The sequence below is a fragment of the Anaerobutyricum soehngenii genome (assembly GCF_009697165.1).
GTDB classification, from domain to species: Bacteria; Bacillota; Clostridia; order Lachnospirales; family Lachnospiraceae; genus Anaerobutyricum; species Anaerobutyricum soehngenii.
Genome location: NZ_VULP01000021.1, coordinates 1 through 20,418 on the forward strand (window position 1 = coordinate 1; position 20,418 = coordinate 20,418).

Sequence of the window (20,418 nt, forward strand, 5' to 3'; positions counted from 1 at the left end):
ATACTCCCGTATCGGTTCGATTCCGATCGCCGGCATACTTTAAAGAATTTGTGGGCATAGCTCAGCTGGATAGAGCGTTTGGCTACGGACCAAAAGGTCGGGGGTTCGAATCCTCTTGCCCACGTTTGATTCTTTTAGAATCACAATGTAGCGCTATCGCCAAATGGTAAGGCACTGGATTCTGATTCCAGCATTTCCAGGTTCGAATCCTGGTAGCGCTGTAATGGATAGGACACATTATTGTGTCCTTTTTTTGCATATTGGGAAGATATTACATATTAACAGCAAGAAAGTACATTGTTACTTGATTAGGAATATGCTATCATGATAATTAATGATTATATAAACATGCTCTAGAATATGTACAAGATGTAGTGGAGGTTTAAAATGACAGAAGGACGTATTATTTATAATCCAAGTGAATCCGTAATGAAGATGTTTTATCGCAAAATGAATGCGGAGAGCAGAGAAGAATTAAAAAGTAGAAAGTTTGATGCAGTAGGTTTATTACAGACAACGGTAGCCGGTGTATTATATTACGCAGATCGTGCATTTAAGACAAGTAATGTTTATCCGGTAGAGATTAATGGAAGTTGTCCACAGCATATCACAACATTAGCTTTCTTTGGTGAAACGACGGCAGTAGAAACAGCAATGAAAACGTTGATGAGAGAGGAAAAAGAAAAGAAAAATCGTTTGATTTAGTTTTTACTATTTAGTTCATTAACAGGCTGATGCCTCGAAATAGAAAAGCTATCTTATATTTGTGATTCTATCACTGTGGGTTGAATGTTCGCTTAACGTCTCGCATTCAATCCTCGCTCTAAGGCACAAATATAAGATAGCTTTTCTATTTCAGGGCTGACAGTGGCTGGAGTTAGAGGAACAAAAATGTAAAAAAGAAGGAGATTAGATTTATGTCAAAGAATCTAGAAGTAGAAATCTGCTGTGGTAGTTATTATGATACATTGCAGGCCTGGAAGGGTGGAGCGAAGAGAGTAGAGTTAAATAGTGCATTGCATTTAGGTGGCTTAACCCCGTCTCTTGGAACACTTCGTCAGGTAAAGAAAAATACAGGTTTGAAGGTTATCTGTATGGTTCGTCCAAGAGGAGCAGGTTTTTGCTATAATATGGAAGAGTTTGAAGTGATGCTGGAGGATGCCCACATTTTATTGGAAAATGGAGCGGATGGGATTGCATTTGGCTGTTTGACTGCTGATCGAAAAATAAATGAGAAGCAAACAAAGAAAATGGTACAGCTTATTAAGTCTTATAATAAGGAGTCTGTTTTTCACAGGGCATTTGATTGTGTGACGGATATAAATGAGGCAATGCAGACACTTATTGAGATTGGAGTGTACAGAGTTCTTACTAGTGGATTAAAGTCTACAGCGATTGCCGGAGCAGAGACTATACAGTATTTACAGAAAGAATATGGAGAGCAAATTGAGATTTTGGCAGGAAGTGGACTTAATGCACAGAATGTACAGGATTTTATTAGGAAAACAGATGTAAAGCAAATACACAGTTCCTGTAAAGGATGGCTGCCGGATATGACAACCTGTAGTGAGGATGTGAGTTTTTCATATAGAGCAAAGAAAAAGAATGCCTGTAAAGAAGCGATAGTAGGAGACTATGAAGTAGTAGATGTTGTATTAGTGAAAAAGTTTATCGATATGGCTACCTGTGAACTTGCTTTTGAAATTGAGAAAGAAGATGAAAAAGTACTAAAAATATGTTATGATAATACGGCACTGCCAGAAAAGTAGAAGGAATAAAGGACAGTGAGAAAAGACGCATTAATTTTTAGAAGTAGAAGAAAAATAAAAGGTGCATTATATGTATGAAATGAAAATACAGGTTCGCTATAGTGAGGTAGACCAAAGTGGAGTAGCAAGACTCCATCAGATTTTAGAATACTTTCAAGATTGTGGAATGTTTCAGTCAGAAGAGTTAGGACTTGGAGTAGAAGAAGATCAGAAGAATCATAGAGCATGGTATTTAATTGCATGGAATGTAAAGATAATAAGACATCCTAAAATGTCTGAACATATTACGGTTACGACACAGGCATATAAGATGCGAGGATTTTATGGATACAGAAGATATTCTATTCTTGATGAAGAGGGTGAAGCGATTGTTTTAGCAGAAGCTATCTGGATATTGATGGATACGAAAAAGATGCTTCCGATGAAAGTAAGCAAAGAAATCGCGGATATTTACGTAGAAAAGGATGTGGATACTACCGTAAGAATTAATCGAAAGATAGATGATAACGGTGAGTGGAAACAGCAGGAATCTATTGAAGTAACAAAGCAATATTTAGACAGTAATAATCATGTGAATAATACGGTGTATGCATTATGGTCAGAAGATGTACTTTCTGAGAATGTAAATGTAAAGGAAGTACGAATTGACTATCGAAAAGCAGCGATGTTTAAGGAAACGATACAGGTATTTACACAACAGCAGGAAAATATTTTTAAAGTAAAATATATAAAACCTGATGGGGAAGTTGCAGCATTAGTTGAGATGATACTACAGAAACAGGAAGAAAAATAATAGTATAATAAAGGGAGGATTTGTAATGATAGAATTAGGCGTAAAACAGAAGTTATATATTGATCATAAAACTGATTTTGGAGTGTATCTTTCTGATACTCCAGAGAGGAATGGAAAAAGTGATTGTGTTTTACTTCCGAAAAAACAGGTTCCACAGAATGCAAAGATTGGTGATGAAGTAGAGGTATTTGTGTACCGTGATTCAAAAGACAGAGAAATTGCGACAACAAATATGCCAAAGCTTCAGTTGGGAGAGCTTGCCGTTTTAGAAGTAGCACAGGTAAATAATATTGGCGGTTTTATGTACTGGGGATTGGAGAAAGATCTTCTTCTTCCATATAGTGAACAGATTGTAAAGGTTCAAAAAGGAGATAAGTATTTAGTAGGACTCTATATTGATAAGAGTGACCGACTTTGTGCAACAATGAAGGTATATGATTTCCTTCGTACAGATTCTCCATATAAAGCAGATGATATTGTACAGGGAACTGTATATGGAAAGAATCCGGAGTATGGAGTATTTATTGCTGTAGATAATAAGTATAATGGTATGCTTCAGAATAAAGAAATTGTTAGAAAGTTAAGAATAGGAGAGACGGTACAGGCAAGAGTTCTTTCTGTAAGAGAAGACGGTAAACTAAACCTTAGCCTTCGTGAAAAGGCACATTTACAGATGGATGTTGATTCTGCAAAGATTATGGAAAAACTTCAGGAGAATGATGGTGCTCTTCCATATCATGATAAGTCTGCTCCAGAAGATATCCGAAGTGAATTTGGCATGAGTAAGAATGAGTTTAAACGTGCGATTGGTCGTTTATACAAAGATAAAAAGATAAAGATAAGCAATACCGGAATTACGTTAATTGAAAAATAGCAGGAGTACCATTCCATATGGAGGAACAGAAATGTTAGAAAAGTCTTTTTTAAATCCTAATAAAATATGGTTTATGATAGTGCTGCTGCATATAATAGGGTCGGTTCTTGTATCCTTACTGGGAATTTTCCCATTTGGCATAGTGATAGCGACAACAGGAATTTGGTTTTTGCTTGCAAATATATGGGAAAGAAATCTAAAAAATATTGGGATTTGTATAACAGGCTGGCTTATAACAATTTTTACGATGCATTCCCTTAATATAAGTTTTCAGGGAACCGTATTACTTAATGAAATATTGCTGCTTTATGTATGTTGGTGTTGCAAAAAAGCTTATGTAAAACCAACAGAATATTGTCATTTAAAAAAGGTTTCTTTAAAAAGTACTTTTTTTATTGTTATTGCTGCTATATTTCTGTTTATTATGGCAGGCTATGTAAATGCCTGTTCTATGATCGTATTTCAGAACTTATTAGATGTTTCTTTAGAAGAAATTTCAGGGCATCCACTAGAAGCGATGATTGCAGTGGCAATTATGCCAGCCTTGATAGAAGAAGTTCTTTTCAGAGGAATTATTTATCGTGGAATTTCAGATAAGAAGATAGCAATATTTATATCTGCTATAACATTTGCTTTACTTCATATGAATTTTAATCAGATGTGTTATGCATTTGTTATGGGGGTGTTTTTTGCTGTTGTAATTTATATTACAGATAATCTGACAGTTTCGATAGCACTTCATATGTTGTTTAATGCATTTACTGTAATCCTATGTTGTTTTCCTTCAACCAAAGTTATACGGACTTTGTTAGAGTGTCATATTGCAGGCTATCATCTTTTTAATCCAGGTGTTACAAATATGCAGGGAGGAATTGAAATAAGCCTCGTGCTTATTGGTGGAGTTATAGCAGTAGTTAGTATGCTCATAGCAGGCTATCTGGTATTTCTTATTGGAAAGGAAGAAAAAGAGGAAAAGGAAGTATACAAAACAAAAGAGAAAAAAGAAACAAGGATTCAAACAGCTAAAAAAACGGTTATTCCTGCAATTTCTGAAAAATGGAAACCGAATGCTTTATTTTTTGCAGGAAGTGGACTTTGTATTCTCATCACAATATTATATGAAATTTTAATATGATAAACAGCCTTAATTTAAATTCAAGTCGAGCCGCCGCGAGACTTGGCGCGTGATTCTGGTCAGTGTAAGCTGACATATTCTTTACAGAATCACTGCGCATCCTCGCGGAGCGTTTATCTCAGTCGGAGATTGGACTCCTACGGAGACAAATTTGCTGTCACTCACCACCTGAAAGAGGTGGAGTCTTCTCGACTGAGATAAAAATGGTGCCACAGGCTACGGTCGTTAAACCGTTCCTGTGACACCATTTTTATTATTTATTCTGATGTGCTAATGAAGCAGCAAGGAATCCCTTAAATAATGGGTGTGGTTTATTCGGTCTTGATTTAAATTCAGGATGTGCCTGTGTTCCGATAAACCAAGGATGTTCAGGAATCTCTACCATTTCAACGATACGTCCGTCAGGTGAGAATCCGGAAAGAAGCATTCCGTTTTCCTGGAGTACTTCGCGGTAATCATTATTTACTTCGTAACGATGACGATGTCTTTCTTCAATCTGTTTATGACCATAAAGCTGATATGCTTTGGAGTGTTCGTCAAGGATACATGGATAAGAACCAAGACGAAGGGTTCCGCCTAAATCAGTGATGCCTTCTTTATCAGGCATGATATGGATGACAGGATTCGCTGTGTTTTCATTAAATTCATGACTGTGTGCATCTTTTAATCCGAGAACATTACGAGCAAATTCTACGATAGTAAGCTGCATTCCAAGACAAAGTCCAAGATACGGGATCTTATGTTCGCGGGCATATTGGATTGAACAGATCATACCTTCGATACCTCTGTCACCAAATCCACCAGGAACGATGATGCCGTCTACGTCAGAGAAGAAACTATCTACGTTGTAGTTGCTTACCAGTTCGGAATCAACCCACTTGATTTCGACTTCTGCGTTGTTGGCAACTGCTCCATGTTTTAATGCTTCTACAACACTGATGTAAGCATCGTGGAGAGAAACGTATTTACCAACGAGAGCAACTCTAACTTTATGTTTTGGATGTTTCCAGGCATCAACCATAGAGATCCAATCAGATAAATCAGGCTGTGGGCATTCCATATTCAGACATTCACATGCTACGTTAGCAAGTTTTTCTTTTTCCATAGCAAGAGGTAATTCATATAAAATATCGACATCAAGATTCTGAATAACACGTTTCTTAGGAACATTACAGAACTGAGCGATTTTTGCTTTAATATCATCATCTAATGGAAGGTCAGAACGACAAACAAGAATATCTGGCTGAATTCCCATTCCCTGCAGCTCTTTTACACTGGCCTGTGTAGGCTTGGTCTTTAATTCTCCGGAAGCTTTTAAGTAAGGAATCAGTGTTACATGAATAAGAATACAGTTCTCATGTCCTACTTCATGCTGGAACTGACGAAGCGCTTCTAAAAATGGCTGACTTTCGATATCACCGGCAGTTCCACCAATCTCAATAATTGCTACTTCTGTTTCAGAAGCATCTTCATTATGATAAAAACGACTTTTAATTTCATTAGTGACATGAGGAATAACCTGTACGGTATGTCCGCCGAAATCTCCACGACGTTCTTTGTTAAGGATACTCCAGTATACTTTACCGGTAGTAACATTAGACTGTTTATTTAACTTTTCATCAATGAAACGTTCATAATGTCCAAGGTCAAGGTCTGTTTCCGCACCGTCATCGGTAACGAAAACTTCACCGTGCTGTATCGGGTTCATAGTACCTGGATCCATATTGATATATGGGTCAAACTTCTGGCTGGTTACTTTATAACCACGTGCTTTTAAAAGACGTCCAAGAGAAGCTGCGGTAATACCCTTTCCTAAACCGGAAACAACTCCACCTGTGACGAATACATATTTTACTGGCATGGATAAAATCCTCCTATATTAGATACTGTTTTTGCATTAATTATACCATTATACTATAAGTTAGACTCTTTTTCCAGATGAAACATAAAAAATAATAACAAAAAATATTAAATTTGCCGTGCGGCTCTTCGATATTCGTTTGGAGTCATAAATGTATTTTTCTTGAATGATTGAGAAAAGTAAGATTGTGAGGAAAAACCGATCATAGATGCAATGGATGCGATTGAATGATTTGTTGTTTCCAGAAGATTTTTACTTTCCTCGATTCGTTTTTCATTCAGATAGCTAATCGGAGAACATCCAAAATGCTTTGTAAAAGAGTGTACCAGATAATATTTATTCATTTTGCTTTCTTTGGAAAGAAGATCAAGAGTAATGTTTTCAGTAAAATGGTCATCTAAATACTCTTTAACGAAAGTGCAATCTCTGTTATTTTTTTCTTTTGAAGGATAATCATAATTAATTTGTGTATTCCGTTGTATTTCTATAAGAATAAGATTCAGATAATGCCGACATGCCTCTTCATAGTATTCTGAACGTTTCGTTACTTCATGAATGAGCATATGCATGAGATTAAGGCAAATATCAAAAGAAAGAGAAAGTCTTGTAAACGGAGAGATTGCTTCACCGGTATCGTTAGTAAAAAGAAGATTTTCAATACCTAAAATAATAAAATCAAGTGGAGGGTGTTGTACATCAACGGAAAACTTTTGTTTATCGGGATTCACCAGTAATAAATCATTTTCTTGAACTGGTAAAAATTGATTGCCAAAATAAAATTGTCCGTCACCTTTTTGAATAAAGATGATTTTAGAATATGGATGCCCCGGAAAGATGTTTGAAGCAGGGGATTCGCAATGATACATATTGATTTGTGACAATTTTACAGATGACTTTAAGTTAATATGGTGTTGTTGCAAAGTATATCTTGTTTGCGTCATAACTGCCTCCTTTGGATTTGTATGTACTCTCGGAGTCTTTCTCACAAAAGCAAGCACAAAAAGATTCCTAGAGTACATGATAGACTGTATTTCTATGGGATACTTGTAGTGGATGATTGTGATAAAAATATCAAATGTTATTTATTATATTATATTATCTTTTTTTAGCATTCTCAACGAAAGAAATATAAATATTTGAGATAAATACATAATAATTATAAAAATAGTATAAAATCATCATTGATGTTTTTGATTTTCTATGGGAAAATAGAAAAGAAGATTTCAATAAATAAAGAAGATTTTTTACATAGGGAGGAAGAGAGAATGAAAGAACCTGTATTAATTGTAATGGCAGCAGGAATGGGAAGTCGTTATGGCGGTTTAAAACAGATGGATCCAGTAGATGTGCAGGGACATGCTATTTTAGACTTCAGTGTGTATGATGCAAAACGTGCTGGTTTTAAGAAAGTTGTTTTTATTATTAAGCATGCGATTGAGAAAGATTTTAAAGAAATCGTCGGTAAAAGAATCGAACCATTTATGGAAGTAGAATATGTTTTCCAGGAACTTGATAAGCTGCCGGAAGGATATCACGTACCGGAAGGAAGAGAAAAACCATTTGGGACAGGTCATGCACTACTGTGCTGTAAGGATGTTGTAGATGCACCATTTGCAGTAATCAATGCGGATGATTATTATGGACCAAAGGCATTTCAGATGTTATATGATTATCTGACAACGCATGAAGATGATGAGCTGTATCGTTATGTTATGATTGCGTTCCATATTGAGAAAACAATTACTGAGAATGGTCATGTATCAAGAGGGGTATGCCAGGTTGATGAAAATCATTTCTTAAAAGAAATTACAGAAAGAACAAGAATCGAAAAACGAGGAGAAGAAGCAGCGTATACATTGGATGACGGAGCAAGCTGGATACCGGTTCCGGATAAAACGCCAGTTTCTATGAACTGTTGGGGATTTACACCGGGATTTTTAAAAGTGCTTGAAGAAAAATTCCCTGCGTTCTTAGATAAAGGTTTAAAAGAGAATCCTATGAAGTGTGAATATTTCCTTCCAAGTGTAGTGGAAGAATTACTTCAGGAAAAGAAAGCTACTGTAGAGGTAATGGAATCTGAAGAAAAGTGGTATGGAGTTACTTACAAAGAAGATAAGAAGTCGGTTATGGATGCGATTGCTGCCATGAAAGAACAGGGAACGTATCCGGAAAATTTATGGAAATAGACGGATGGAAATAGACGGTTCACCTGCAGGGACGATAAAGAGTAGAAGAAAAATTCAAGAATGCCGAGGCATTCTTGAATTTTTAATTTGAAAAAATTAATATTTTATATCAGATGGAGAAAGTGGATTCTCCAAATCTATCTGTTCATAAATCGGATCTTTTTTAGAGGAGCGTACCATCTTTTGATATTGAGAAGGAGACATACCGGTAATTTTTTTAAATTGTTTTGAAAAATAATAGATGGAGGTATAGCCAAGTGCGGCTGCAGTATCGGTCAGGTTCATTTTGTTTTCACGAATACAGCGTTTCGCGACGCTGATCCTCATCTGGCAGAAGTATTCTATGGCGCCATAACCGGTCTGTTCTCTGAATATTCTTTGTAAATGGGAACGCCCGATCGCAAATTCTTTACAAAGGTGTTCTACTTTAATATGTTCTGTGATATGTGCTTCATAATAATCTGTAATTCGATTAAAAAGAATAGAGTCCGTTTTCAGGAGGGCCGGAGAAAGATTGTTTTCTTTTTCAGGCTGATCCATACTCTTTTTTTGATCCTTTTGTTCTTCGGAAGAAGTATACTGGCGCATAAGGCTGATAAGAAGCATTTCAAGATAAATACTGATTAGCTGTTCTCCACCAAATGGTTGATTATATCTTCGTTCAAGGGCGGCAGGAGATACCGGGTTAATCTTAGGAGAAAAATTATTTTTTCCTTCTAGAGCAAGGTCCTGTAATAGGGTTGCTTCTTTTTTCTGACAGTGAAACTTTTTGTTAGAAAGATTAGAAAGAAGGGCAGGATGTTGGGTGTCGCAATAAAAGCCAGCTGTAAAAAGGACAGCAATTTTCCCTGGTGCTGCTTTAAAGGAATAATATTCATCAGGAGATTGTATAAATAAATCTCCCTTTTCTAAAATTACTGGAGAAAGCTTTTTATTAGAAAATGTAATTTCAGCGCTTCCATCTTCGACATAAAGTAATTTCCAGTAGTCATGATATTCACTTTTAAAAATGAAATCGCTTTTATATTCAAAATAATGAAGAGAAGCTATCTTTTGTATTTCAAATTCTTTTTTCAATTGCAATGATTCAGGAGACATAAAAAAATCCTCATTTCTGTTATTTACAAAAATCTATATAGTTTTCTATAATTATATCTTATAATATTTTCAGATAGAAATCAAATAGAGACTGCAAGTAAAAACCAATAAATCACCCTCTTTGAGAAATGCTTTTTTTCTGCTATAATCGTATACAGGATGATGTCAGTAGCGTTAGCTATGGAGTAATTCGTGATATCATGCAAGATAGAAATACAAAGAGGAAATTTCTGTCAATAAACAAGGATTGAATGAGGTGTAAAGAGTTGATTGCTACTTTTACTATGGAAGCCGGTCTTGTGATCGCAGCGGTATTAGCTGTGGCGGGTGTCGTTCAATGGAAGCGGCAGAGCGGAAGGCAGCAGAAGGAAAAATACATATTGGATTATGCTGGTCAGGTTTCTGAACTGGAGAGTCAGAGAAGAGAAGAGGAGCGGCAGTTAAGACAGGAAGAAGAAAAGAAGCAGAGAGATCGTGTATTTGGGATGGATTTTCTGATCACACATGGTTCTGCTTTTGGAGGATGTGCGGCTGTTTGTGCAGATGGAACGATTCGAAAAGATAAAGTTGCACTTGATAATATTCTTATGTATGGTAAGCATCCGTCAGGTAAAGAATTTACTTATTATATCGAAGATCAGGGGTTGGAAATCTGTGCATCAGATCAGCCGGAAGAACTGATTATTGTTTCTAAGCAGCAGCCTTTTGAAATCAGGGAAGCCGGTCTTTCAAGAGATCAGGGGATTTCTACAAAGAAAGCTGTCATAAAACAGGATGTGACGTATTATATTATTTTGGAATCGAAACATGAGATTTCGATAAAAGCAACAAAGAGATGTTAGACGGGAGAGATACTAATGCAGGAGACAAAAACAATACGAGTGAAGAAATGTCCTTACTGTTTTCGGAACATTTCGAATGAAGATGCAGGATTTCTTTTAAGAACCGATGGAGTGCGATTTCAGTCCCCGGCGCTGAATGAAGTATTTTCCTATAAAACAGACGTATCTTATTTATATTTTTGGAGTGCCATGGGAATCCCGGAAGAACAGATTGATGCCCGAAGAATCATTATTGATAATGAAGTTATGACAGAGTTGAATCAGGAGCTTACGGCAGCGGGAAATGAACTGGCAGTGAAGCGTTTTGATCCGGATAGCTGTGGATACACATTTCATGTGGAAGAGGGAGCGGTGACGATGTTTTCAAATACGATGGTATGTCCACATTGCCATAATGTTCTTCCACAGAACTTTTTTAAATATGAGATGCTCATGATTGGTTTAGCAGGAAGTGTTGCATCTGGTAAGACAGTCTATCTGTGTTCGCTTATGATGAATGGATTTGATGTGATGCAAAGACAGAACCTTACCATTCGTAATGCTTACGGAAATCCGAATGATGATTATAAGATGGAGATGGAACGGAATGCGGATAAGTTGTTACGCTATGGAATCTGTCCGGAATCAACGAGCAAGGCATTTAAGAAACCGATATTTTTGGAAGTGACCTATCGGATCGGTCAGAAGAATCTCCACATGATCACTTCAATTTATGATGTGGCAGGAGAATTAATACGTGATAGTGCCGGAACCGGAAGAACCGGTTTTGTTCGTCATATGGATGGATTTATCTGCCTGGTAGATCCGGCACAGATGCATTTGGAACATTCTCTTATTAATAAGCAGATTCCGGATGAGGAACGGGTTCTTGAGAAACTATATGTTATGAGTAAGGAAGAACAGATGTCCATTCAGCGTATGAGTAACGAGAACGGAAAACAGGTAATGAATCAGGCAGATTTCATGATGGAGAATACAGTAAGTGATGAGTATTTCTATGAGAGAAAAGCGGATACCATTTTAGATTCTATTCGTTCTGTTTTAGGAGATCATGAATTAAAGCAAAAATATATGGCACTTACGATCGCAAAAAGTGATTTGTTAGAAGAACTCGGAGAAATAAAGGAATATCGAGGAAGCAGTCTTTTATTTGAAAGAAAGCAGGTGTCCTACGGCTTTATGAATATGGATCATCATTTTTTAAGACAGGAAATATTAAAACAGATTTTTGATCAGAAGGTTTTTCGTCTGCAGCGTAATCTGGATGATTATAAAGAAAGTGGACTTTTTGCAGTTTCAGCACTTGGATGTGAAACAGAAGAGACGATGGAGGGAACGCAGAAGGAAGTAAGGACGGTTGGAAGAGTGCGGCCGATCAGGACGGAGGAACCAATCTTATGGATGATAATGAAGTTTATGCAGGAAAGAGGGTGGCTTGAGTAATGAAGATAGAATATTTAATTCATGAATATACATGGTCCAATCATTGTATTTCCGGGAATAAACTCGGTTGGGGAATTGTAGCTTCTTCCATACCGGAAGACAGGACATATTTAAGAGAATTAGAGAAAGTAGCGCAGGCAGCGGTGGTTGATAAAACAGGAAGAATCGAAGTAGAAGAACTTGTATACAGCCCTGTCTGTGGGTTTGTCAAGATGACATCTATTCCCTGTGAATCAGGAGAAGATAAACGTCAGAATAAAAGGGTAAGATTATATCAGCCCAAAGCGCCGGATCATAATCCGGCAGTATATCTTGCTCCAGGAATAGAATGGACGGAGGGGGAGAGTACAGGATTTCTTCCAACATTAACATTAGAAGAAGCCAAATTTGATCGAGAAGATATCTTACGAGAGCTGTGTCTTGAAGAGAGACTACCTGAATTTATGCAGGTGGTCTTTTGGTGTTTGTCAGGACATTCGGAAGGTCTTAATATTGTTGCTCCGAACTGGAAGGAAGAAGAGTTTGCCGCGAATACACAGAAAGTTATGTATGTGATCCACAGTTTACTTCCACAGTGTATCAGGGAGAAGGCAGGATATGTTTCATTTACAAGAGAAGCTATTCCATCAGTACCTTTTTATTTTTCCCCAAAAGTATGTGGAACCTATTCCTATTCTCTTTCTGAAAAGAATGGGTGGGATGCTGACTGGGATGCACTGGATCAGTATTTTTATCATGGCATTGCAAAGGCAAGTGAGAAACAAGATTCTATTTATCAGGACTTTCAGCAGGTAGCAGCAGAGTATTTAAAAAATGTGCGTGATACTGGAAATCTTTTGAAAAAAGTAGAATGGATTTTTTATGATATTGCAAGAAAACATGGAAAGAATCCCCTCTCCATGGAATATCTTAGTAAAAATATACCAGAGCTGCTATACTGGGTTTGTAAAGATAAAGAATTAAAATTTGTGGCAGAAGATATTTTGGCAGAAGTACATCAGCATCCATTTTCACAGGCAGAGAGACAAATCTATATCGAAAGTCTCATTGCGGGAGTAACAGGACGTTCTAAAAAAGTCATTTTAATGGAAATGGATCATATTTTAAGAGAAGTTTATGATGAAGATAAAAAGGAGTTTGCTTCTTTGTTATCTATGATTCGAGAAAGAAATAAAGAATTATATACAGGTTTGTTATGTGGTGGAGATTTTCAGAAAGAACAGTCAGAGTACAGCCGGCGTATGTATCATCTTAATGCTTCCGATATGGAAAGCCTTTACAGGTATGTAAGGGAGTTTAGCGAGCAGAGTATACCGGGAGAGCGAAAAGACGATATTTTAAGAACCGGAATCGGATTACTCAATGCGAATCTTTTTGATCAAAAAGGTTATGAACTGTTCGATAAGATTGCTGTTCATCTGAACAGAAAAGAGCAGTGGATAAAGATACTTGAAGATTTTGTAGGACAGCTTCAGGCACATGTCTCATTATTTGACAGAAAGCAGATGGAGACGGCTTGCTATATAGAGGATATGCTGTATATGTATAAGCCGGAGATGAAAAGGGTACTGCGGGAAGAACGTGGACGAAGAGGTCATAAAGTAAAAAAAGACGGAAGAACAAAGGACAGCGGTGAGGAGGAATGTGACATGGGACGTAGATATAAAGAAGATGCGTCGATAGATGAGCCTGTAAGCAATGCTGTGGAAGGTGTGGAGGCAGAATCTGTGGAAGAAGAACAGGAAGGCCCGATGATTCCATTTTTATTTATAGGTTTTCCACAAGGATTTCTGACGGGCTGTATTATGTATTTATCTCATTATTCTCTGATGATCGGACACTGGAAGATTGCTCTTGGTATGGCAGGAATGTGGGTACTCCTCATGTTGAATTATGAGGGGGTAATTCTTCAGAGAAAAGAGAGATATCCTTTATGGAAGGTGATCGGGCTTTGCCTGGTAGAAGGATGGATTATAGAAGCGGCAGGCTGGTTCTTCCGTTCACAGAAAGTAAGACTGTATTATTTTATTGTTCTTGGAGTGGTCGCAGTATGTATTCAGATCGTTAATTTGATCCAGATGCAGAAAGCGAGAAAAAAGCAGGAAGAATAACAGGAAGAATATAAAAAGTAACAGGTAAATAAGCGCAGATAAGAATGAGGGAATTATGGAAAGATTAGCAGACGATACAATAGAATCTTTTATGAATGCAATAGAAGAACGGCTAGCTGAAGGACAGAAGAATAAGATTCCGTTTTCCAGATTTTTAGAGGAAAAAATGGATGCTTTTGACTATAGTAATACCTCGCTGGCCAAAAAGGTGTTTCATCGAGTGGAAAAGAAAAAGGAAGGAACCGTTACGTATGTTCCTGTAACCAGACAGGCAATCGGAGCCTGGCTTCGGGGTTCCATGCCATCTTCCAGAGATATCTATGTTACACTTGGAATGGCATTTCAGATGAATCTGGAAGAAATTAATCATATTCTTTTAGAAAATTATATGGGATACGGACTGTACTGTAAAAATATAGATGATGCCCTGTGGATCGCATTGATCAATGGACTTTTTTCGATAGATTCTTTTGAAGCTGTCAGAGAGAAGATTGAAGATATTTTAGAAGAAAATGTGCAGCAGGACAGCAGAAGTCTTGCGACGATGGACTTGTGGGTAATGCTTTCTGAAGCAGGGACGTTAGAAGAATTTTATGAACTGATACGGATTTATAAAGATGAATTTCGTGATGGGGCAAGAAAGTTTGGACAGTGTCTTGAGGAAGTGATTGAAGAAGAATATGGATATTATGATAAGGCGGCCTGGTTTTTAAGAGACATTGGATGTCTGCATTGTGAAGCGCAGTTTTCAAAGATAAGAGCAGGAAAGGCTGTTGTTACAAGAGAGTGGCTTCTTCGTTTCTGTATTGCCCTGCAGCCAACCTATGAATCTATTGAAAAACTTCTTGCAAAGGCGCAGATGGAGCCGCTTGGTATCACTCCGGCAGAAGTCATTATTGAGATGATCGCCCGATATAAGTCGAATTCTGTAGCAAACAGCCAGGAAATATGGATCATGATTGAATCGGCTGCAGAGAGACTTCGTCAGAAGGGCTATGAAATTGAGGAAGATTTATGCCGTAAATATAATTCCGTTTATGAACTTCCGGTTTCACAGAAGTGGTGGTTTTCTTTCTGTATTGGAAAGCAGCTTTTACAGAATGAAAAGAACAAAGAGTTTGGTTATGAAAAGAACGGATATTGCCGTTTTGCTATGGAAGATAAGTTACTTTTTGATGATATGAATCGAAATAAAAAGAATGTCTCTTTTAAGAAAAGTGCCGCAGAATATATGGAAACAGGAATTCCTGACTGGAAACAGGCAGAATTTCAGGAAATACCGGCACTTTCTATTGAGAAGAATTATGTGCCTGATGCCCTTGATATGGAAAAGTTTGAGGATTACTGTTACGTGAGAAGACCAAGCCGGTTTACAAAAGACTTTTTGCGTAATGATATGTATTTTTACGCAGCGACATTGTATTCAGTGTGGACTGGAAAGTGTTATCAGAAAGAGAATGGAAAGCGTAATGTAGAAGAAATCAGACAGGAGTTTGAAAAACATTCTCTTGAAGGAGAAGAATTCCTGACAGTACTTACAAAGATGATCGGACATGAGGAAGTACTTTTAGAAGGGAATCTTGCTTCTATGGTAGAAGCCGTTGCAAAAGTAAGACAGCGTCAGTAAAAGTTCGGAAAGCAAATATTTGAATAAAGATACTATTTATGGTATGCTCCTGTTGAAAGTGATTGTTACAAATAACGAAAGGCAGGAGCTATATTTATGTCTATTATTTCTCAGATAGGGGTTGTCATTTTAATTGCATTTATTGTATTAGTGTTGATTCGTTCGAATAAGAATCTTAAGAAAGCTTCCGAAGAGGGGGAGAGTTTCGTAGATGAGTGGGCACTGAGACAGGAGAAGAAGGAGGAAATCAAGCAAAAGCGTGAGGAGAAGAAGTTAGAAGTACAAAAAGAGAAAAAACAAAAGAAAATACAAAAACAGGAGAAACGGAAAGAAAATCTGATTTACGAGAATACAGGTGAGCAGTCAGAAGATATGCCAATCTATGAGGATGCAGAGGAACAAGCAGAAGATAGGACATTCTATGATAAGGCAGAAGAACAGCAGGAAGACTGCTCTTTCTATGACAATATAGAAGAACAGCCAGGAGAAGACCGTCCGGGATATGATGGAGAGAGCCTTCGTGTGAATACAGACTGGTTATATGATTATGAAGAGAAAGAGAAACAGCGTCAGGAACAGACCAGAACGGAACAGTATAGGTCTGCAGGTGATAAAGCAGAGGAACGAAGCGGTAAGATCATTCCGATGAAGAAGCGTCAGACAACGGGAATCACATTGATGAAGCTTGATGCGAATCATCGGGTGATGGCAAGATACCGCGTAAATCAGATTCCATTTACAATTGGAAGGAGTACCAATAATGACCTAGTTCTTGATGATTTGTGTGTGGCAAGAAATCATTGCCGTATCGTGGAAAAAGATGGAAGATACGTTTTAGAAGATGTAGGAACAATGAATAAGTTATATGTGAATGGGATGATGACAAGTCAGGTTCCTTTATCAGATGGTGTTCGTGTCTATATTGGTAATGAAGAATTTCAGATCGAAGTAGAAGGCAGAAGAAGCCAGTCTACCAGATTATATAAAAACGTGGAGGGTATTTATGAGTAGACATGATACCGGAACGAAGTCATTTTCGTTTGAGAGAGTTCTGTGGGAGATACAAAGAGCCTTTTATTCTTTTAAGAATAGTCCCGTTCTTGCTCTTTTGCTAATGCAGGCAGCGGCATTCATTTTTGTGCAGGCAAAAGGAGCAGGAAAGATTTATCTTGATATGATAGGAATCCTGCTTGGAATTACTTTATTATCCTGGTTTTTTACGTCAGTGATCCATGGAAATAAAAAGATTGTCATTTACACTTTATTGCTTCTTACCGTAGGAACGATGCTTCAATGTATTTTCAGGGAAGAACAGGTTTTAAAGAATCCACAGTATTATGAGACACATAATCCGGCTGCCGCTTTGCAGTTTCAATATATTCTTGGATTTGTAATGGCGCTTGTAGCGGCATTCCTTTATCTGAATTGTAAGAATCTGTCCTCAACAAAGGCTCTAAAGAAGTTAAATTTATCATCTGTAAAAGTTTGCAGGATGTTCTTTTATTTTTCATTGTTTTTATCAGTGATTACGCTTGCTCTTGCAAAGAGTGTAGGAAACGTAAGAAACTGGATTACAATCGGAGGAGTGTCGCTGCAGACAACAGAATTTATCAAGTTTTTGTATGTATTTATTGCAGCGGGACTACTTGGAACAAAGGAGAATCCAGATAAAGAAAATATCAGAGCATTTTATATCGTGACGTTTATAGAAGTATTATTTCTGGCATTACAGAGCGAGTTTGGTACGATGCTATTGATTCTCATGTTATTTTTGACGTTTATATTTTTATTTATACCGGATATACGGTATTTTATCGGAACAGTGCTTGTTATGGCAGCAGGATCTTTGGGACTTTCAGTTATTGGAATGCAGTTGACAAAGTGGAAAGCTGCGGGAGTATTTCTTGGAACGAATAAGATTGCACAAATTTTTCTTTCAAATTATAACAAGATTGCAAATCGTTTTATTTACTGGCTTCATCCGGAAAAAGATGCATTAGGACTTGGCTACCAGCTTCTTAAGGCAAAAGAATCGATTGTTCTTGGTGGATGGTTTGGAACATCTTCTGTTACAGAACTTCCGGTTAAGACAAGTGATCTTGTGTATCCGGCGCTGATTCAGCGATGTGGCATGGTGTTTGCTTTGCTTGTATTTATTGTATTTATTATGATGTGGCTTGAAGGTGTTCAGCTGTTTGTAAGAAAGCAGGACCGCTATCACAGGGCGGTGGGAGCTGGTTTTGTCTTCATGCTTTTTGATCAGACATTGATTATTATTGCCGGAAGTACCGGTCTTTGTCCACTTACCGGAATTACATTGCCATTTATTTCAAGTGGCGGAAGTTCTCTGATGATCAGTTTTATGATTGTGGGATTGATCGTAGCTGTATCAAGTAATGTCAAATGGAAAGGAACGCTAGAAGATGAAGAAGAACAAGATAAATTTTTTAAGGAGAACGCAGTTACTGCAAAGTGCCACACTTATCTGCGTCATCTTAATGATCATTTCCCTCGTAAGAGTTTCCGCGCTGATGCCGGGCGTGTCCGAAGAAGCGGACAAAAAGAAGAGTCAGGCGAAGGCAAAGGTGTATGAGAAAGAGTATGTCAGAGGGTCTATTTTAGATCGGAATGGAAATACGATCGCATTTTCTCAGAAGCCGGGAGGTACACGTACGTATTCTCATCCATATGCGTTTTCGAATCTGGTCGGCTACTGGTCTAAGATTTATGGGACATATGGCGTAGAAAAGACGATGAATGATGTGCTTGTTCACAGTGATTGTGGTAATAGGGATCAGGAAAAAAGAGGGGCAGATGTCACACTTACCATTGATGCAGCGCTTCAGGAACAAGCATATAAAGATATCAAAAAGTATAAAGGTTCCGTTGTCGTGATGAATGCAAAGACAGGGGAACTTCTAGCACTGGCTTCTTCTCCAACCTTTAATGTGACAGAAATCGAAGAAAAATGGAAAGAAATCAATGAAAAAGAAGGAGTATTTTTTTCCAATGCCTACCAGAATCCGGTAGCACCTGGTTCGGTATTTAAGCTGATTACTTCCAAAGAAATCATAGAAGCAGGAATTGAGAAAGAAGAAGTAGAAGATACTGGTTCTCTTAAAGTGAATGGACAGACGATAAGGAATTATGGGGGAAAGGCTTATGGAAGTATTGCTTATCGGGAAGGTTTCGTGAAGTCATCGAATGTATACTTTATGAACCGCGCATTAAAGCTTGGTGGACTGCGATTATATAAAACAGGAAAAAGCTTTTTATTAGGGGAAGATATTTCTCTTGATTTTGCAACACTACATTCGAATTTTGATTTAAAAGATTACGAGGATAATATTGTTGCAACAACAGCATTTGGACAGGGAGAAACATTAGTTACCCCATTGCAAATGGCGATGATCACACAAAGTATTGCAAACGATGGAGAAATGTTAAAACCATATCTTTTTAAATCTGTAGTCAATAGCAAGGGAAAGATAACGCAGGAAGGAAAGACGGAAAAGCTGGTAAAAACAATGGATGCAGATACAGCAGAAGAAATCAAAGAAGTGATGAAGGAAGCGGGAGAATCCTATGGGCTTTCTGAAGTAGGAGAACAGGGATACTCGATTGCTGCAAAGACCGGAACTGCCGAGAGAGGCGACGGGACCAATAACGCGTGGCTTGTCACATTTGCTCCGGCAGATGATCCACAGTATATTATCGTAGCGAACCGTTTAAAGACAACAGAAATCGGAAAGACACTTGCGCCGGTAGTAGAAGATTTATATGATACACTGTTTGATCATGAGTAAAAACTCATGAAGGGACAGCGTTTCTGGTGGATGATTGCCCGTTTCAAGCAGCATATATACAGAAAAAGGAAGGGATTTCTGAATAGAATTCTTTTGATTTCCTGTTGCTTGTTCTTTTTGTTCAAGAAGAGCATGGAGAAAGAACGTAAGCTCCTGAATCAACATCTGCTGTCCTTTGAGATCAGGAGAAAGATTATAGGAAAAGCGGAGCGTATATGGTGGATTTGGGTTATTCAGAAAATAATAACAGTAAGTAAAATCCAGAAGAGTGACCATCCTATACTGATCCGTTGTTCTTATGAGAAGGTTTGACGGATGAAGATCGGTATAAAGAATGCCGTTTTCCAGAAGATAAGCAAGCACTTCTCCGGTGGAAAATAGAATCCGTAACAAATCTTTTAAAGATAAAGATGGCACAAGTTCAGGGAGTAAAGTGCCTTCGCAGTGTTCCATACAAAGAGCAAGAAGTGGAACGTTTGTTCCTGGTAAAGTGAAGTCTTCCTGAAATCCATAATAATGTGGAAGAGACGGGTGGGACAGAGGAGATAATCCTTCATATTCATCAAGCAGGGCCTGGCGGACAGAAGGAATATTTTCACTGCATTTTAATATGTATTGATGTTTAGAATCTGCAGCCGTATATATTAAAATATCTTTTTTCTTCTGATAAAATGTAAGCTCAGAAAAAGATTCGGGAAACATGGAAAACCTCCTTTGGTAGATATGTACTCTCGGAGTCTTTCTTGCACTTGCTTTTGTGGCTGCTTTTCCGCCAGTTGCACCCGAATTTTATCAACGTACGCACCACGTACGCCTCAAAAATTTGGGCACAATTGACAAAAAAACTTCTCACAAAATCAAGCACAAAAAGAT

General features: G+C 37.7%; 17 protein-coding genes and 2 tRNA genes. 15 read left to right on the forward strand and 4 right to left on the reverse strand.

Features of this window, described 5'->3' with window-relative positions; translation table 11 throughout:
• Window positions 1-50: 50 nt before the first annotated feature.
• The 7 genes from FYJ25_RS09995 (at window position 51) to FYJ25_RS10025 (ending at window position 4,571) form a co-directional block, all read left to right on the forward strand.
• Window positions 51-124 (forward strand) — tRNA-Arg (locus FYJ25_RS09995).
• Window positions 125-149: 25 nt separating this feature from the next.
• Window positions 150-221 (forward strand) — tRNA-Gln (locus tag FYJ25_RS10000).
• A 166-nt stretch (window positions 222-387) separates the two neighbouring features.
• Window positions 388-705, forward strand: a complete 318-nt coding sequence (locus FYJ25_RS10005; protein WP_096239310.1) for a BMC domain-containing protein — start codon at window positions 388-390, stop codon at window positions 703-705.
• Between the two features lie 212 nt (window positions 706-917).
• Window positions 918-1,769: a copper homeostasis protein CutC gene (locus FYJ25_RS10010; protein ID WP_154581218.1), complete on the forward strand. Its 852-nt coding sequence runs from the start codon at window positions 918-920 to the stop codon at window positions 1,767-1,769.
• A gap of 70 nt (window positions 1,770-1,839) precedes the next feature.
• Window positions 1,840-2,562 carry an acyl-[acyl-carrier-protein] thioesterase gene (locus FYJ25_RS10015; RefSeq protein ID WP_154581219.1) on the forward strand — a complete coding sequence of 241 codons (723 nt, stop codon included), beginning with the start codon at window positions 1,840-1,842 and terminating at the stop codon, window positions 2,560-2,562.
• Window positions 2,563-2,587: 25 nt separating this feature from the next.
• The gene (locus FYJ25_RS10020) at window positions 2,588-3,436 is read left to right on the forward strand and encodes a CvfB family protein (RefSeq protein WP_154581220.1); all 849 of its coding nucleotides are present in this window, start codon (window positions 2,588-2,590) and stop codon (window positions 3,434-3,436) included.
• Window positions 3,437-3,467: 31 nt separating this feature from the next.
• A complete protein-coding gene (locus FYJ25_RS10025) occupies window positions 3,468-4,571 on the forward strand; it encodes a CPBP family intramembrane glutamic endopeptidase (RefSeq protein WP_154581221.1) in 1,104 nt (367 codons plus the stop codon).
• Between the two features lie 253 nt (window positions 4,572-4,824).
• Here the strand turns inward: FYJ25_RS10025 and FYJ25_RS10030 are convergent, their stop codons facing one another.
• Both FYJ25_RS10030 and FYJ25_RS10035 read right to left on the reverse strand, forming a co-directional pair.
• Window positions 4,825-6,432, reverse strand: a complete 1,608-nt coding sequence (locus tag FYJ25_RS10030) for a CTP synthase (protein WP_096239314.1) — start codon at window positions 6,430-6,432, stop codon at window positions 4,825-4,827.
• 107 nt (window positions 6,433-6,539) lie between these two features.
• Window positions 6,540-7,373 (reverse strand): AraC family transcriptional regulator, encoded by an 834-nt coding sequence (locus FYJ25_RS10035; protein ID WP_167513812.1) that lies wholly within the window; start codon window positions 7,371-7,373, stop codon window positions 6,540-6,542.
• 324 nt (window positions 7,374-7,697) lie between these two features.
• Between FYJ25_RS10035 and FYJ25_RS10040 the strand changes: the two genes are divergently transcribed.
• Window positions 7,698-8,618, forward strand: coding sequence for a sugar phosphate nucleotidyltransferase (locus FYJ25_RS10040; RefSeq protein ID WP_096239316.1), 921 nt, complete (start codon window positions 7,698-7,700; stop codon window positions 8,616-8,618).
• A gap of 96 nt (window positions 8,619-8,714) precedes the next feature.
• On the opposite strand, the gene FYJ25_RS10045 is transcribed toward FYJ25_RS10040, so the two are convergent.
• On the reverse strand, window positions 8,715-9,716 hold the full coding sequence (locus FYJ25_RS10045) for an AraC family transcriptional regulator (RefSeq protein WP_021908226.1): 1,002 nt from the start codon (window positions 9,714-9,716) through the stop codon (window positions 8,715-8,717).
• A 251-nt stretch (window positions 9,717-9,967) separates the two neighbouring features.
• Here FYJ25_RS10045 and FYJ25_RS10050 point away from each other — a divergent pair, with 251 nt between their 5' ends.
• The 7 genes from FYJ25_RS10050 (at window position 9,968) to FYJ25_RS10080 (ending at window position 19,545) form a co-directional block, all read left to right on the forward strand.
• Window positions 9,968-10,558, forward strand: a complete 591-nt coding sequence (locus FYJ25_RS10050; RefSeq protein ID WP_123864833.1) for a hypothetical protein — start codon at window positions 9,968-9,970, stop codon at window positions 10,556-10,558.
• A 15-nt stretch (window positions 10,559-10,573) separates the two neighbouring features.
• Window positions 10,574-12,001, forward strand: coding sequence for a hypothetical protein (locus FYJ25_RS10055; protein ID WP_096239318.1), 1,428 nt, complete (start codon window positions 10,574-10,576; stop codon window positions 11,999-12,001).
• Window positions 12,001-14,112 carry a hypothetical protein gene (locus FYJ25_RS10060; RefSeq protein ID WP_154581223.1) on the forward strand — a complete coding sequence of 704 codons (2,112 nt, stop codon included), beginning with the start codon at window positions 12,001-12,003 and terminating at the stop codon, window positions 14,110-14,112. Before FYJ25_RS10055 ends, FYJ25_RS10060 begins: the two co-directional genes overlap by 1 nt.
• Window positions 14,113-14,167: 55 nt before the next feature.
• Window positions 14,168-15,739 (forward strand): hypothetical protein, encoded by a 1,572-nt coding sequence (locus FYJ25_RS10065; RefSeq protein WP_154581224.1) that lies wholly within the window; start codon window positions 14,168-14,170, stop codon window positions 15,737-15,739.
• Window positions 15,740-15,835: 96 nt separating this feature from the next.
• Window positions 15,836-16,750 carry an FHA domain-containing protein gene (locus FYJ25_RS10070; RefSeq protein WP_154581225.1) on the forward strand — a complete coding sequence of 305 codons (915 nt, stop codon included), beginning with the start codon at window positions 15,836-15,838 and terminating at the stop codon, window positions 16,748-16,750.
• Entirely contained in the window at window positions 16,743-18,332 is a 1,590-nt protein-coding gene (locus FYJ25_RS10075) for an FtsW/RodA/SpoVE family cell cycle protein (RefSeq protein ID WP_154581226.1), read from the forward strand. The genes FYJ25_RS10070 and FYJ25_RS10075 overlap by 8 nt, the downstream gene beginning before the upstream one ends.
• Complete coding sequence (locus tag FYJ25_RS10080; protein WP_167513813.1) at window positions 18,271-19,545, forward strand: penicillin-binding transpeptidase domain-containing protein; 1,275 nt, start codon at window positions 18,271-18,273, stop codon at window positions 19,543-19,545. Before FYJ25_RS10075 ends, FYJ25_RS10080 begins: the two co-directional genes overlap by 62 nt.
• Here FYJ25_RS10080 and FYJ25_RS10085 read toward each other — a convergent pair.
• Window positions 19,516-20,247, reverse strand: a complete 732-nt coding sequence (locus FYJ25_RS10085) for a protein kinase domain-containing protein (protein WP_154581228.1) — start codon at window positions 20,245-20,247, stop codon at window positions 19,516-19,518. The two genes, FYJ25_RS10080 and FYJ25_RS10085, sit on opposite strands and share 30 nt — an antisense overlap.
• Between the last annotated feature and the right edge of the window lie 171 nt (window positions 20,248-20,418).

Excerpts from the sequence above, each read along its gene's own strand:
- FYJ25_RS10010 (WP_154581218.1), top strand. The coding sequence starts at position 918 with ATGTCAAAGAATCTAGAAGTAGAAATCTGCTGTGGTAGTTATTATGAT.
- FYJ25_RS10080 (WP_167513813.1), top strand. The coding sequence starts at position 18,271 with ATGCCGGGCGTGTCCGAAGAAGCGGACAAAAAGAAGAGTCAGGCGAAG.
- FYJ25_RS10055 (WP_096239318.1), top strand. The coding sequence starts at position 10,574 with ATGCAGGAGACAAAAACAATACGAGTGAAGAAATGTCCTTACTGTTTT.
- FYJ25_RS10050 (WP_123864833.1), top strand. The coding sequence starts at position 9,968 with ATGAGGTGTAAAGAGTTGATTGCTACTTTTACTATGGAAGCCGGTCTT.
- FYJ25_RS10040 (WP_096239316.1), top strand. The coding sequence starts at position 7,698 with ATGAAAGAACCTGTATTAATTGTAATGGCAGCAGGAATGGGAAGTCGT.
- FYJ25_RS10085 (WP_154581228.1), bottom strand. The coding sequence starts at position 20,247 with ATGTTTCCCGAATCTTTTTCTGAGCTTACATTTTATCAGAAGAAAAAA.
- FYJ25_RS10060 (WP_154581223.1), top strand. The coding sequence starts at position 12,001 with ATGAAGATAGAATATTTAATTCATGAATATACATGGTCCAATCATTGT.
- FYJ25_RS10030 (WP_096239314.1), bottom strand. The coding sequence starts at position 6,432 with ATGCCAGTAAAATATGTATTCGTCACAGGTGGAGTTGTTTCCGGTTTA.
- FYJ25_RS10035 (WP_167513812.1), bottom strand. The coding sequence starts at position 7,373 with ATGACGCAAACAAGATATACTTTGCAACAACACCATATTAACTTAAAG.
- FYJ25_RS10020 (WP_154581220.1), top strand. The coding sequence starts at position 2,588 with ATGATAGAATTAGGCGTAAAACAGAAGTTATATATTGATCATAAAACT.
- FYJ25_RS10065 (WP_154581224.1), top strand. The coding sequence starts at position 14,168 with ATGGAAAGATTAGCAGACGATACAATAGAATCTTTTATGAATGCAATA.
- FYJ25_RS10025 (WP_154581221.1), top strand. The coding sequence starts at position 3,468 with ATGTTAGAAAAGTCTTTTTTAAATCCTAATAAAATATGGTTTATGATA.
- FYJ25_RS10045 (WP_021908226.1), bottom strand. The coding sequence starts at position 9,716 with ATGTCTCCTGAATCATTGCAATTGAAAAAAGAATTTGAAATACAAAAG.
- FYJ25_RS10070 (WP_154581225.1), top strand. The coding sequence starts at position 15,836 with ATGTCTATTATTTCTCAGATAGGGGTTGTCATTTTAATTGCATTTATT.
- FYJ25_RS10005 (WP_096239310.1), top strand. The coding sequence starts at position 388 with ATGACAGAAGGACGTATTATTTATAATCCAAGTGAATCCGTAATGAAG.
- FYJ25_RS10075 (WP_154581226.1), top strand. The coding sequence starts at position 16,743 with ATGAGTAGACATGATACCGGAACGAAGTCATTTTCGTTTGAGAGAGTT.
- FYJ25_RS10015 (WP_154581219.1), top strand. The coding sequence starts at position 1,840 with ATGTATGAAATGAAAATACAGGTTCGCTATAGTGAGGTAGACCAAAGT.